At 70.7% G+C, this 13,247-nt stretch carries 11 protein-coding genes; 1 reads left to right on the forward strand and 10 read right to left on the reverse strand.

Annotated elements, in window-relative coordinates:
- Positions 1 to 9 precede the first annotated feature (9 nt).
- The 8 genes from QE388_RS01725 to QE388_RS01760 all read right to left on the reverse strand — a co-directional run bounded on the left by QE388_RS01725 (position 10) and on the right by QE388_RS01760 (position 9,626).
- On the reverse strand, positions 10 to 1,569 hold the full coding sequence (locus tag QE388_RS01725) for a polysaccharide deacetylase family protein (protein ID WP_307382509.1): 1,560 nt from the start codon (positions 1,567 to 1,569) through the stop codon (positions 10 to 12).
- Positions 1,566 to 2,105, reverse strand: coding sequence for a hypothetical protein (locus QE388_RS01730; RefSeq protein WP_275797436.1), 540 nt, complete (start codon positions 2,103 to 2,105; stop codon positions 1,566 to 1,568). Before QE388_RS01730 ends, QE388_RS01725 begins: the two co-directional genes overlap by 4 nt.
- A 95-nt stretch (positions 2,106 to 2,200) precedes the next feature.
- Positions 2,201 to 3,421 carry a sirohydrochlorin chelatase gene (locus QE388_RS01735; RefSeq protein ID WP_307382511.1) on the reverse strand — a complete coding sequence of 407 codons (1,221 nt, stop codon included), beginning with the start codon at positions 3,419 to 3,421 and terminating at the stop codon, positions 2,201 to 2,203.
- Entirely contained in the window at positions 3,418 to 4,557 is a 1,140-nt protein-coding gene (locus QE388_RS01740; RefSeq protein ID WP_307382512.1) for a uroporphyrinogen-III synthase, read from the reverse strand. Before QE388_RS01740 ends, QE388_RS01735 begins: the two co-directional genes overlap by 4 nt.
- Positions 4,554 to 5,786: a uroporphyrinogen-III C-methyltransferase gene (gene cobA / locus QE388_RS01745; protein ID WP_307382514.1), complete on the reverse strand. Its 1,233-nt coding sequence runs from the start codon at positions 5,784 to 5,786 to the stop codon at positions 4,554 to 4,556. Before cobA ends, QE388_RS01740 begins: the two co-directional genes overlap by 4 nt.
- Positions 5,783 to 6,172, reverse strand: a complete 390-nt coding sequence (gene nirD / locus QE388_RS01750; protein WP_307387033.1) for a nitrite reductase small subunit NirD — start codon at positions 6,170 to 6,172, stop codon at positions 5,783 to 5,785. The genes cobA and nirD overlap by 4 nt, the downstream gene beginning before the upstream one ends.
- A gap of 62 nt (positions 6,173 to 6,234) precedes the next feature.
- Positions 6,235 to 8,814 (reverse strand): nitrite reductase large subunit NirB, encoded by a 2,580-nt coding sequence (nirB, locus tag QE388_RS01755; RefSeq protein ID WP_307387035.1) that lies wholly within the window; start codon positions 8,812 to 8,814, stop codon positions 6,235 to 6,237.
- Positions 8,815 to 9,188: 374 nt separating this feature from the next.
- A complete protein-coding gene (locus QE388_RS01760) occupies positions 9,189 to 9,626 on the reverse strand; it encodes a nitroreductase family deazaflavin-dependent oxidoreductase (protein WP_307382516.1) in 438 nt (145 codons plus the stop codon).
- Between the two features lie 66 nt (positions 9,627 to 9,692).
- Here QE388_RS01760 and QE388_RS01765 point away from each other — a divergent pair, with 66 nt between their 5' ends.
- Positions 9,693 to 11,144, forward strand: a complete 1,452-nt coding sequence (locus QE388_RS01765; protein ID WP_307382518.1) for an NCS2 family permease — start codon at positions 9,693 to 9,695, stop codon at positions 11,142 to 11,144.
- A gap of 78 nt (positions 11,145 to 11,222) precedes the next feature.
- Here QE388_RS01765 and QE388_RS01770 read toward each other — a convergent pair whose 3' ends face one another.
- Positions 11,223 to 12,038 (reverse strand): glucose 1-dehydrogenase, encoded by an 816-nt coding sequence (locus QE388_RS01770; RefSeq protein ID WP_307382520.1) that lies wholly within the window; start codon positions 12,036 to 12,038, stop codon positions 11,223 to 11,225.
- Positions 12,031 to 13,080, reverse strand: coding sequence for a sugar ABC transporter substrate-binding protein (locus QE388_RS01775; protein WP_307382522.1), 1,050 nt, complete (start codon positions 13,078 to 13,080; stop codon positions 12,031 to 12,033). Before QE388_RS01775 ends, QE388_RS01770 begins: the two co-directional genes overlap by 8 nt.
- Positions 13,081 to 13,247 lie beyond the last annotated feature (167 nt).

Raw genomic sequence — 13,247 nt, forward strand, 5'->3', positions numbered from 1 at the left:
GCGGCGAGATCAGCGCGCGCTGCGCCAGGCACCCGAGGGGGGTGCTGTCCCGCCGAACAGCTCGGTCACCGTGACGAGGGTGAAGCCACGGTCACGAAGGCCCCGGATCACCTCGGGCGTGACCCGCGCCGTGAGTTCGTGGACGTCGTGCATCAGCACGATGGAACGCGGTTGCGCGCGGTCGACGGCTCGCGTGACGAGCACCTCGGGGTCGGGTTGCTGCCAGTCGTTCGTGTCGACGTCCCACAGGATCGCGGGCAGTCCCGCCGCCTTCAGGACCTTGTCGTCGTACTCGCCGTACGGGGGGCGGAACGTCGTCGGGGTGACACCGGTGGCGTCGCGGATGGCGTTCTGGGTGTCGCGGATCTGGCGTCCGACGGCGGCCTCGTCGAGCGTCGGAAGCTGCGGGTGGTTCCACGTGTGGTTGGCGACCTCGTTCCCCTCCGCGACCATACGGCGCAGGGTGTCGGCACCCCCGGCGACGTTCCGGCCGATGGCGTAGAACGTCGCCGAGGATCGTTCGGCGGCGAGGGCGTCGAGGATGCCGGGGGTGAGCGGTCCCGGGCCGTCGTCGAAGGTGAGAGCCACGCACGCGGCCAGACGGCAGTCGGTCGTGCCGGTGCGCGTGGGCGGCGCGTCAGGTGCCCGGAAGGCCGCGCCCGCAGCCAGGGCATTCGACAGGGTGACTCCGAGCGGCGACGCGAGCACGGTCACTCGAGCGGGAGGAACGGCGATCAGGCGCTCGGCGGAGGATGCGGCGGCTCCGAGCGCGTCGAGTGCGGGCGAGGTGAAGCCCGCAGGGAGCCGGAAGACGAAGGAACCGTCGGGTGCGGGCACGGTCGTGTCGAGGATGCCGGCGAAGCCCTCCACCGCAGCGGCGTCGGGCGGGTCGACGGGAGCCAGGCTCAGCGAACCCGCTTCGCGCCGCAGCATGTCGGACACCTCACTCCACAGGGACGCTGCCGCCTCGACACCCCACAGCCCGCGCGCTCCCACGATCTCGCCGCTCGCCACATCAGCGAAGAACACCTCGGCGCGATCTGCGGTGGGCGCACCGCCGACGGCGTCGATCGTGCGGATGCGCTGGCCGATGACGGATGCCGTTGCGGCGAGGATGTCGCAGACGACGGCCGTTCCCGTGCCCCCGACCGGGCCCAGCGCCGGATCGGCGATGACGTCGCCGGCGGGGCGTAGCGTCGAACCCGCGACACAGCGGCGCTCGGCGAGTCCGGCCTCGCGAGCGAAGACCTCGGGTCGCATGGCGCGCCCGGTGCTCGCCTCGCGCGCGTCGATGGCTGCGCGCAGGCGTTCCATCGCCGCGGTGCTCACTGCCGGCGCCCCCGGCACGACCGCCACCCGCGCCTGCACCCCGAGCGTGTCATTGCGCACCCGCTCGCCGGCGAGACCCGGCACGTCTCCGGCTGAGAGGGGCGACGGCGCCTCCTCCACGACCCGCAGGTCTTGCGCGTTCCAGCCCCGCGGCATCCAGTCGGGATCGCTCGGCTGCATGCACCCGGCCAGCGTCAACGCCGCGACGAGACCCACGATCGGAGCGAGAACGCGCCTCACGATTCGACCCGCACGGTGTCGAGCAGACCGGCGATCTCTGCGCGGTACTCCTCCAGCGAGACATCCTCGGTGACACGGACCACGAAGCGCCCCGACGCGCGTTCCCCGCCGATGGCGGCGACGAGCGCCTCGGCTGCTTGAGCGTGCACGAGGGGCGCGCCCGTCGTCACCGTCTCACGATGCAGCGGTCCAAGACCCTCGATCCCGGCGGTCGAAGCGGCCGTGGCCAGGTCAGCGTCGGCGACATCGACGGTGATCGAGAGCTTCGCGTCGGGAGTACGCACGACCACGCGCGGGGCATCCTCGCTCTCGCGCTGCACACTCCACCCGGCGGGAACGACCACCGTGACCGCCGTCCCCGCGTCACGCACGCTCTCGGTACGATCCGTTTCCGCGACGCTCGTCTGCAGGTTGGGCAGGACGAACGGAACGAAGACGAAGGCGAAGGCCGCGAGTCCGGCGCCGAGGGCGACGACGACGATGACGGCGGCAATCGACGCTGCGCGCCATCGCGACCGACGACGACCGACCCCCATCGCTCCCCTCCGCACAAGCACGAGCCTAGGTGGCCGGAAAACGCAAGCGCCGCACGGCGCGCCAGGGATGCCGGCAGGCGAGCGACCGGCAGCCTTCAGGCGCGGCGGCGAGCGCCCGCGAGCAGGTCGCGCACCGCGGCGAGAAGGCCGCGCCGTGAGGTCGCTGAGTCCGTCGACGGGTCCGGCCCGGCCGCACCACCGGAGGCTTCGACAAGCTCAGCCACCTCCGCACACCCCGGTCCCTGAGCCTGTCGAAGGGACCGAGACCCATCGACACCACCGGAGGCCACGACAAGCTCAGCCACCTCCGCACACCCCGGTCCCTGAGCCTGTCGAAGGGACCGAGACCCATCGAGACCACCGGAGGCATCGACAAGCTCAGCCACCTCCACACACCCAGGTCCCTGAGCCTGTCGAAGGGACCGAGACCCATCGACACCACCGGAGGCCACGACAAGCTCAGCCACCTCCACACACCCAGGTCCCTGAGCCTGTCGAAGGGACCGAGACCCATCGAGACCACCGGAGGCATCGACAAGCTCAGCCACCTCTACACACCCAGGTCCCTGAGCCTGTCGAAGGGACCGAGACCCATCGAGACCACCGGAGGCTCCGACAAGCTCAGCCACCTCCGCCGGGGCGACCTTCCGCGCCGCCGCCCACCTCTCCCACACGACCGTCGCGAGACGCGGGTCCGCGCCGATCGGGGCGGTGGTGAGATCGGCATCCGCCTTCTCGATCACCCGGGAGAAGTGCCCGGGCGCGAGGACGTAGCTCGCCGCGACGGTACGGTGACCGGCTTTGCGCGCCACGTGCACGGCATCCGGGATCCGCGGTTCGGATGCCGCGGCATACGCCGCCACGACGGGACCGGCGATCCCGGCCTCCGTCATCAGCTCGGCCATCCGCTCGACGTCCACGACCGCGCCGGGGCGCGTGGAGCCCGCCGCGGCGAGCACCACGGTGTCGTCCGCGCCGGCGCCGGTCGCGCGCACGCGGTCCACGAGGATCTCGGCGAGCACGGGGTGCGGGCCGAGCGCGGGAGCCACGGGAAGGCCGTCCGCCGCCTCCACGAGGTCAACCTCGGTGTGGTACCCCGTCGACAGCAGCAGCGGCACGATGACGATGTCGTCCGTGCGCTCGCGCGCGGCCGCGACGACGTCCGTGACGTAGGGCCCGTGCACGTCGACGTAGGCCTCGTGCACCTCGACGCCCGGGGGCGCGGTCTCGCGCAGCACCTCGAGCAGCTCGCGCACGACGACGCGCCCCTCCTCGAACCTCGTGCCGTGCGCGCAGGCGATGAGCACCGCGGTCATGCGTCCTCCTCGTCGATCACGTCGAGCCGGTAGCCGCGCTTGTACACGGTGCGGATGAGGTCGAGCTCGCCGAGCGCCTCGCGCGTGCGGGCGACCGCGACCTCGACGGCGTGTCCGCTCGCCTCCGCGCTCGACAGGGCCGCGATGAGGTCGGCGCGCGAGACCACTGCCCCGGGCTGGCGGCCGAGCGCGCGCAGGATCTCGACGCCCGTGCGGGGCAGGGGCGTGAAGACGCCGTCGAGCACGATCCCGGACGACCGGATGCCGAGGCGCCCCGCCGTGGTGGGGATGAGCGGGGCGTCCGCCCCGCCGTAGTGCGTCACGACGGAGCGCACGAGCGCTCCGAGCCGACCACGATCGGGGATGAGCGGGGGGATCCCCGCCTCGATCAGCGGGCCCGCGGTGATGGGGCCGACCGCGGCGACCAGCACGTGCCCCCGCGCGGCACGGGATGCCACCCCGTCGAGCGCGTCTGCCCGCTCGGCCGCGAGGATCCATTCGCGTGCTGCGGGAGCGGAGGTGAAGAGCACGGCGTCGATCTCTCCGCGCGCGACCTGCTGCGTCGACGCCGCAACGACCTCGGGGTCGGGTGGCGGACCCCATCGGTAGATGGTGAGGCTCGTCACGCGTGCCCCGGCGGCTTCGAAGGCTTCGTCGAGGCCGTCCGCGCCGGAGCCGTGGTGCTGGACGGCGACGTGGAGCCCCTCGATCCCCTCGGCGACGAGGAAGTCGCGGAGCTCTGCCGCCGTCTCGCTCTCGGCGACCCAGTCGGCCTCGAATCCTGCCTGCTGGATCGCGCCGCGCGCCTTGGGTCCGCGCGCGACAATCCGCGCGGCGTCGAGCACGGGGGCGAGAGTGTCGTGGAGTCCCGCCTCGTCCGCCGTCTCCATCCACGCGCGGAATCCCACACCGGTCGTGGCGACGACGACATCGGGCGGGTCCTCGACGAGGGTGCGGGTCTGCGCGATGAGTTCCTCGTCATCGACGTGCGGGACGATCGTGAGCGCGGGCGCGATGCGCACGCGCGCGCCGTGGCGCTCGAGCGCGGCGGACAGCTCCCCCGACCGGCGATCAACGGGAAGCAGCACGGTGCACCCCTGGAGCACCGTGCTGATCGTCCGCGCGGGTGTCGTCACCCGATCCCCTCGCTCTGGGCGACCGTCACCGGGAGCAGCAGGTCGGGCCGGGCGACCTCGCCGAACACCAGGACCGCGGGGTTGGCGAGGCGATGGGTCTCGGCATCCTGGATCGCGGTTCCGAGCGTGGTGCGGATCGTGCGCTGCGCGGGCGTGTGGCCGTTCTCGACGAAGGCGACCGGACGGCTCTCGGGAGCGCCCGCGGCCCGGGCCGCCGCGACGAACCGGGGCAGGGCGCTGACGCCCATCAGCGCGACGACCGTGGCGCTGTCGTCGCGGAGCGCCGCGAGTGTCGCTTCGCTCGGGGACTCCTGACCGTTCACAACGTGCAGGGTACCGGCCACGCCGCGGTGGGTCACGGGGATTCCCGCGGCGGACGGGACGGCGATCGAGCTGGAGATCCCCGGGACGACCTCGACGGGGATGCCGGCGGCCCGGCACGCGATGACCTCTTCGCCGCCGCGTCCGTAGACGAACGGATCGCCGCCCTTGAGTCGCACGACGCGCAGGCCCCGCGCGGCGCGGTCGACGATCAGGGCGTTGATCTCGTCCTGGGGGACGGGGTGGTGCTGGGGGCGCTTGCCCACGTCGATCAGCTCGACGTCGTCGCCGAGTTCGGCGAGAACGCCGGTGGGCCCGAGGCGATCGTGCACGACGACGTCGGCCTCGGCGAGCAGGGCACGAGCGCGGACCGTCATCAGGTCGACCGGGCCAGGGCCGCCGCCGACGAGCGCCACGCTCCCCACGAGCGGGCGACGTCGGCGGCGGAGCGGAAGGGCGCCTTCGGCGAGGCGCTGGGCGATGGCGTCGCGCACGGCGACGGTGCGGCGCGGATCGGCGCCCGCGGTCGACACGACACCGACCATGACGTCGCCGCTCGTGGTCTCGGCGGCCAGGCGTGCGGTGCCCTTGCCGCCGTGGCCGGCGTTGACGCACCACACGCGGCGCGCCTCGGCGGCGGCCACGACGTCGGAGTCGACGGATGCCGAGCCCGTGGCCGTGTGGCAGAACCAGGCGTCGTCGAGGTCTTCGGGCTCGAAGGAGCGTTCGTGCCACTCGATGTCGCCGGCGACGGCGAGCGCCGTGAGCCCCGCGGTCGCGACCGGGGCGATCAGACGCACTCGGGCTCCCGCCGCGCGGAGCCGCGCGATGCGCTTCTCGGCGACGGAGCCGCCGCCGACGCACACGACGAGACGGTCGGTGAGGTCGAGTCCTGCGAGAGCGATCATCGGGGGTCTCCTTGGATTCGGACGAACACGACACCGTCGGTCACCGCGACCGGGTGGACCCGGACGCTCTGCGGTTCCTTGCCCTGCGTGTCGAGGCACACGCCGGTACGCAGGTCGAAGACCTGCTTGTACATCGGGGATGCCACGGTCGGCACGCCCGCGCGATCGCCGACGATCCCGCGCGACAGGATCGCCGCCCCGCTGAACGGGTCGATCTGGTCGGTCGCGAAGATCCGGCCGTCGTAGGTGCGGAACAGCGCGATCTGCCGCCCGTCGACGAGGGCGGCCGCTCCGCGCTCGACGAGAAGGTCGTCGACGTGGCAGATGCGGGTCCAACCGGGAGCGGCGGGCGAGGCGGGGGCAGGTGCGGCGGTGGCCCCGGGCATGGCGGCCGCGGGAGTCTCGGCATCCGGAGTCATGGCATCCGTCCTGGTCGCGTTCACGATCGTCACGAGCGCACCGCCAGCGTCGTGCCGCCGATGAACACCGCGCCCGAGGTGCGCTCCTCGGCCGTGGCGGGGCGGGGCTGACCGCGCTCGCTCACGTAGGCGAGCGTGGGGTCGGCCGTGTCGGGGGCGTTGACGAAGCTCTGGAACCGCTTGAGCTTCTCGGGGTCGGCGAGGGTCGCGGCCCACTCGTCCTCGTAGTTGTCGATGTGGGCGGCCATCGCCCGGTCGAGGTCTTCGGCGATGCCGAGGGTGTCGTCGAACACGACGCCCTTGAGCGCCTCGAGGCCGCCCTCGTAGTCCTCCATCCAGGGCGCGGTGCGCTGCAGCCGGTCGGCGGTGCGGATGTAGAACATCAGGAAGCGGTCGATCGCGCGCAGCAGCCCCTCGTCGTCGAGGCCCTCGGCGAAGAGCACCGCGTGGCGCGGGGTGAAGCCGCCGTTGCCGCCGACATACATGTTCCAGCCGGCCTCGGTCGCGATCACGCCGACGTCTTTGCCGCGGGCCTCGGCGCACTCGCGCGCACAGCCCGAGACGCCGAACTTGATCTTGTGCGGCGAGCGGAGGCCCCGGTAGCGCAGTTCGAGCTGCACGGCCATGCCCACGGAGTCCTGCACGCCGTATCGGCACCAGGTCGAGCCGACACACGACTTCACCGTGCGCAGCGACTTGCCGTACGCCTGCCCCGACTCGAAGCCGGCGTCGACGAGGCGCTTCCAGATGGCGGGCAGCTGCTCGAGGCGCGCCCCGAACATGTCGATGCGCTGGCCGCCGGTGATCTTCGTGTAGAGCCCGAAGTCACGGGCGACCTCACCGATCACGACGAGCCCCTCGGGCGTGATCTCGCCGCCCGCGATGCGCGGAACGACACTGTACGTGCCGTCGCGCTGGATGTTCGCCATCACGTGGTCGTTGGTGTCCTGCATCGTCGCGAGCTCTCCCTCGAGCACGTGCTCCGCGTACAGGCTCGCGAGGATGCTCGCGAGAGCCGGCTTGCAGATGTCGCACCCGCGTCCGGTGCCGAAGCGCTCGACGATCGCGGTGAAGGTTCTCAGGCCCGAGATCCGCACGGCGTCGAACAGCTGCGCGCGGGTGAACGAGAAGTGCTCGCACAGCCCGTTCGAGACTTCTTTTCCGGATGCCGCGAGCTCGGTCGCCACGAGCTTCTTCACGAGCGTGAAGCACGAACCGCACGCAGCCCCCGCCTTGGTACAGGCCTTGACCTCGGCGGCATCCGCGCAGTCGTGCTCCGTCACGGCGCCGCGGACGGTGCCGGCGGTCACGCCGTTGCAGGAGCAGACGATCGCGTCGTCGGGCAGGTCGCCCTGCGGGGCCGGGGCGAGATCGCTCGGCATGAGGTAGGCGGCCGGGTCTCCCCCGAGCGCGCGACCGACGAGCGGGCGGAGCGAGGTGTACGCCGAGGCGTCGCCGACCAGGATGCCGCCGAGCAGCGTCTGCGCGTCGTCGCTCAGCACGAGCTTCTTGTACACGCCCGACACCGGGTCGGCGTAGGTGACGTCGAGGGCGTTCGGGGTCTCGGCGAACGCGTCGCCGAAGCTGGCGACCTCGACTCCCGAGAGCTTGAGCTTGGCCGAGGTGTCGAAGCCGTCGAACGCAGCCTCTCCCCCGAGCAGACGGGTCGCGGCGACCTCCGCCATCGCGTAGCCGGGAGCGACCAGGCCGATGCACTGGCCATCGAAGCTCGCGACCTCGCCGATCGCGAGGATCGAGGGGTCGGACGTGTCGCAGCCCGCGTCGATCACGACGCCGCCGCGGGCGTCGACCGCGAGGTCCGCCGCGCGGGCGAGCTCGTCGCGGGGCCGCACGCCGACGGTGAAGACGACGATGTCGACGGCCTCCCACGTGCCGTCTCGCAGCTCCAGGCCGCACACGGCGCCGGACTTGTCGGCATCCACCCGGGTCGTCACCGACTGCGTGCGCACCTCGATGCCGCGCGCTTCGATGAGCCGCTGCAGCGCCTTCGCGCCCCCGAGGTCGAGCTGGGCCGACATGAGGCGTTCGTTGGACTGCAGCACGAACGGCGAGACACCCTCGGCCTGGAGCGCGCCCGCGGCCTCGAGGCCGAGCAGACCACCGCCGACGACGGCGCCACGCAGGGGTCGACCGAGCTGCGCCGAGCGCTTGGCGACCCAGGCGCGCATACCGGCGACGTCGTCGAGCGTGCGGTAGACGAAGCAGCCGCGGTGGTCGAAGCCGTCGAGCGCGAGGCGCGCGGCGTAGGAGCCGGTGGCCAGCACGAGGCGGTCGTAGGCGTGTGTGGAGCCGCCCGCGGTGGTGACGGTGCGGTTCTCGCGGTCGATCTTGGTGACACGGGCGTCGGTCTCGACGCGAACCCGCTCGTGGTCGAGCACGGCGGGGTCGAGCGTGAGGTCGTCGGGCGTCTTGCCGCTGAAGATGCCGGTCAGCCCGACCCGGTCGTAGGGGCCGCGGGCCTCGTCGCCGAGCACCGTGATCGACCAGCGGCCGTCGGTGTCGCGGCTGGTGAGGCTCTCGACGAAGCGGTGCGCCACCATTCCGGCACCCACGACCACGACGGATCCGGATGACGCGGGGTGGAGCATGCCGTCACCGTACGCGTCGGACTTTGCGTCGGCGTCAGCGGCAGGTTTCGTGCCGGTTGCGGTGTGTGAGCGGGCCATGCCCCGACGCTAAGCAGCCGAGGTTTCCCCCGCCGTCGCCCCGGCGTTACCCCCGGCGAACGTTTCTCTCACGCGGCGGTGGCGGTGGTGTGAGGTTTCGCCAGCGGCATCCGGTCCCTTGGACTAGCTCAGGGACCTCCGCCCAGGTGGCTGAGCCGACGCGCGAGGTGGCCGCGCCCGCAAGCAAGGTGGCTGAGCCCGTCGAAGCCACCGCAACCCGCAGAACGCCCGGACCCTTCGACAAGCTCAGGGACCTCCACCGAGGTGGCTGAGCCCGTCGAAGCCACCGCAACCCGTTACTCGACGGGCTCCAGCACGAACACCTCGATGCGGCGCTCGGTCTTCTTCTGGTACTCGTCGTAGTCGGGCCAGACCTCGGTCGCGTAGCCCCACCACTCCTCGCGCTCGGCCCCCTCGGCCTGGTGCGCGTCGTACTCCTTCTTCACGTCGCCGTCCTGCAGCGCGACGCGAGGGTTCTTAACGAGGTTGTAGAACCACGCGGGGTGCGCGGGAGCCCCACCCTTGGATGCCACGACCGCGTACTTTCCGTCGTGCTCGACCCGCATCAGCGCGGTCTTGCGGAGCCCTCCGGTTTTGGCCCCGACCGTGGTGAGGACGATGATGGGTACGCCCCGCAGCTCGGCGGCTTCCCGGCCTCCCGAGGCCTCGAACGCCTCGGCCTGCTGGCGGGCCCACTCGCTGGTGCTGGGCAGATACTCTCCTGAGAGCGACATGTCTCCCACGATACGTCGGCGTCTTCCCCTCCGGTCTAGCCCCTTCCCCCTTTTTCTGGAGCCTTCATGAGCGCTTCTGCTCCCGAGACCACGGCCGCCCCCGAACCGAAGAACGGCCTCGACCGGTTCTTCGAGATCACCGCCCGCGGTTCGACCGTCGGCGCCGAGGTCCGCGGCGGCGTGGTCACGTTCGTGACGATGGCCTACATCGTCATCCTGAACCCGATCATCCTGTCCGGAACCCCCGACGTCGCCGGCAACGCCCTCGGCTTCCCCCAGGTCGCCGCGGTCACCGCGCTCACCGCGGGTGTCATGACGATGCTGTTCGGCCTGGTCACCCGCCTGCCGTTCGCGTTCGCCGCGGGCCTCGGCATCAACTCGTTCCTCGCCGTCGGCATCGTCGGCGAGGTCACGTGGCCCGAGGCGATGGGACTCGTCGTCATCAACGGCCTCATCATCGTGCTGCTCGCCGTCACGGGCCTCCGCCGGATGATCTTCGAGGCCGTTCCGCTCGCCCTCAAGACGGCGATCACGGTCGGCATCGGCCTCTTCATCGCCTTCATCGGCTTCGTCGACAGCGGACTCGTCACCTCGACCGGGCTCAGCTCGCCGCCGGTGGGCCTCGGTGTCGAGGGCTCGATCGCGACGATCCCGACCGCGCTGTTCGTGCTGACGCTCGTCGTTACCGCCGTGCTGCTGGTGCGCAAGGTCAAGGCGGCACTTCTCATCGGTCTGCTCTCGGGCACGATCATCGCGGTGATCGTCGAGGCGGTCGCGCACCTCGGCGCCCGCTCCGACGTCAACCCGGGCGGCTGGAGCCTGAGCGTTCCGACGCTTCCTGCGCAGCTCGTGAGCCTGCCCGACCTCTCTCTTGTCGGCCAGGTCGACCTCGTCGGCTCGTTCGGCCGCATCGGCGCCCTCGCGGCCCTCATGCTCGTCTTCACGCTCGTCTTCACGAACTTCTTCGACGCGATGGGCACGATGACCGGCCTCTCCCGCGAAGCCGGTCTCGCCGCTCCCGACGGCACGTTCCCCCGTCTGCGCTCCGCCCTGGTGATCGAGGGCATCGGCGCGGTGGCGGGTGGAGCGACCTCGTCGTCGTCGAACACCGTGTTCATCGAGTCGGGCTCGGGCATCGGCGAGGGCGCCCGCACGGGCCTCGCGAACGTCGTCACCGGCGGCCTGTTCCTGCTCGCGATGTTCTTCACCCCGCTGACCAGCATCGTTCCGACCGAGATCGCCGCCGCGGCTCTGGTCATCGTCGGCGCGCTGATGATGGCGCAGATCCGCCACGTCGACCTCAGCGACATGTCCGTGCTCATTCCGGTGTTCCTCACCGTGACCGTGATGCCCCTGACCTATTCGATCGCCAACGGCATCGGCGCGGGCTTCGTCAGCTGGGTGCTCATCCAGTCGCTGTCGGGCCGCGTCCGCCGCGTGAGCCCGCTGCTGTGGATCGTCGCCGCCGGCTTCGTCGTCTTCTTCGCCCGAGGGCCGGTGGAGGCGCTGCTGGGCTGATCGCCGCCCTCTTTCGGGGCCCGGATGCCGTGGCATTCGGGCCCCTCCCCGGAGGGGCACGTCATGGCGACCGCATGCTCACGCCTCCCCGCGATCCCCCAGCGAGGGACTCAGGAACGGGCTGTACGAACCAGGCGTCGCGAGCAATCCTCCATCGACCGGCAGCGTCACACCGGTTACGAAGGACGCTTTGGGCGAGCAGAGCCAGGTGACGGCCTCAGCGACTTCCTCGGTCGTGCCGAAACGGTGCAGCGGCTGGGGCGCCAACATCATTTGCTGCAACGGCTCCGGCGCCGATTGCATGAGAGGCGTCCAGATCGCTCCCGGGGCCACCGCGTTGATGCGGACGCCGAGATTGGCATACTCGCCGGCCGACACCTTGGTCAGCCCGACCACAGCATGCTTCGTCGCGACATACGGGCTGGTGAGCGCCGTGCCGGTCAGCCCCGAGACGGAGGCTGTATTCACGATCGCGCCGCCGCCGTGGTCCTGCATATGGCGCAACTCGTGCTTCATGCACAGCCACACCCCCTTGATGTTGACGTCGAAGACCCGGTCCCAGGCCTCCTCCTCCACGTCGGCGGTGAATCCCTCGGCGACCGTGCCGGCGTTGTTATGGGCGAAATCGAGCCGTCCATACGTCGCGATCGTCGTATCGACGAGACGCTCGACGTCCTCGCCCTGGGCGACATCCACGGGCACGAACCTCGCCTCACCCCCCGCCGCGATGATGAGCCGAACCGTCTCTTCGCCCCCTGGCCGGGCGCGTTCCAGATCGGCCACCACGACGGACCCGCCGGCAGCGGCGAAAGCGAGAGCGCTCGCGCGCCCGATCCCGCTGGCGGCACCGGTCACGAGCCCCGCTTTGCCGTCGAACCAGCGCGGCTCAGACACCTTTGGCCTTGTCGACGTTGTCGCTACTGATGACGGTGCCCTTGATGTTGATCAGCGGCGGCAGCTCTCCGCCCTGCTTCGTCAGGATGTCGTAGGCCGCGTAGATGGCCTGCGTGCTCAGCGCGTCCGAGTCGAGGAAGTAGCTGAATGTCACAGCGCCGTTCTTCACCGACTCGACATCGGTGACCGATCCTGCATTCATGCCGGTGATGATCTTGCCCTTGGCGATATTGCCGGCCGCAATCGCGGCGAGGGAGTTGTAGGTCAGGATCGCATCGACATTCGGGTACTTCGTGAGAATGTCACTCGCGGCGGTGGCCGCCCCCGCGGGATTGTCGGTCTGTGCGTCGACCCGGCCGAGGAATTTCAGCCCGAACTTCTCGCCCCAGTACTCCTGCCGATCGCCCACGTACTGCAAGGACGGGATCGGCAGACCGACATTGAGCACGGCGAATGTCGCACCGGGCTTCTTCTCTGCCACCGCTCGGACGATCGCATAGGCCTCATCGTCGTAAGCGTTGCCGATCGAGGCCGAGACGCCCGGGATCGGCTGCTGAGTGAAGTCCCACGGCGTCGCGAACGCCACCACGGGCACGCCCGCCTTGTTCGCCTTCTCGATGGAGTTGCTCCACGATTCGGGGTTCAGCGGGTAGCCGACGATCACGTCGACACCCTGTGTGAGGAGTTCGTCGAACTGGGTCACCTGCAGCTGGGCATCGAGATTGGCGTCCTTCGCGATCATGGTGCCGCCCAGTTCCTCCGTGACCTTCTGGGCGACCTCTTGCTGGTAGTGCGTGACGGGGTACGCGTCGAACGGACTGAGGTAGCCGACGACGAACGACTGCCCCGGGACCTTCTCCGGCGTCGGAAAGCTGTCCGGGTAGCCGGCTTCCGGGCCGTCATACGGCACGTCGACGAACTCGGCGGTCGAATCGCCGGCGGTGCCTGCCGGGGCGGAAGCTGTGCTGCACGCGGCCAGAGAGATACCTACTGCCGTGACGGCGATGATGGCGCCGAAGCGGACGCGGCGGGGTCGGGTCATTGCTGCCTACTCCTCGTTGAGTGATGATGACGCCCCACGCTAGGTCAGGCCTCGTCGCACACACCATGAGATAGTTCGACCGCCATTGATAGCCGAAGTCGTGCCGGATGAACGTCGGCATCGTTCACGCTTTGACTATCGATCCGTGACGAACTTCGTCAGAGACC

It is taken from the genome of Microbacterium sp. SORGH_AS_0969, from assembly GCF_030818255.1.
Classification (GTDB): Bacteria; Actinomycetota; Actinomycetes; order Actinomycetales; family Microbacteriaceae; genus Microbacterium.

Bases quoted from the DNA above. Each gene is read 5' to 3' on its own strand.
- nirB (WP_307387035.1), bottom strand. From the start codon at position 8,814: ATGCTCCACCCCGCGTCATCCGGATCCGTCGTGGTCGTGGGTGCCGGA.
- nirD (WP_307387033.1), bottom strand. From the start codon at position 6,172: ATGCCCGGGGCCACCGCCGCACCTGCCCCCGCCTCGCCCGCCGCTCCC.
- QE388_RS01730 (WP_275797436.1), bottom strand. From the start codon at position 2,105: ATGGGGGTCGGTCGTCGTCGGTCGCGATGGCGCGCAGCGTCGATTGCC.
- cobA (WP_307382514.1), bottom strand. From the start codon at position 5,786: ATGATCGCTCTCGCAGGACTCGACCTCACCGACCGTCTCGTCGTGTGC.
- QE388_RS01765 (WP_307382518.1), top strand. From the start codon at position 9,693: ATGAGCGCTTCTGCTCCCGAGACCACGGCCGCCCCCGAACCGAAGAAC.
- QE388_RS01735 (WP_307382511.1), bottom strand. From the start codon at position 3,421: ATGACCGCGGTGCTCATCGCCTGCGCGCACGGCACGAGGTTCGAGGAG.
- QE388_RS01775 (WP_307382522.1), bottom strand. From the start codon at position 13,080: ATGACCCGACCCCGCCGCGTCCGCTTCGGCGCCATCATCGCCGTCACG.
- QE388_RS01760 (WP_307382516.1), bottom strand. From the start codon at position 9,626: ATGTCGCTCTCAGGAGAGTATCTGCCCAGCACCAGCGAGTGGGCCCGC.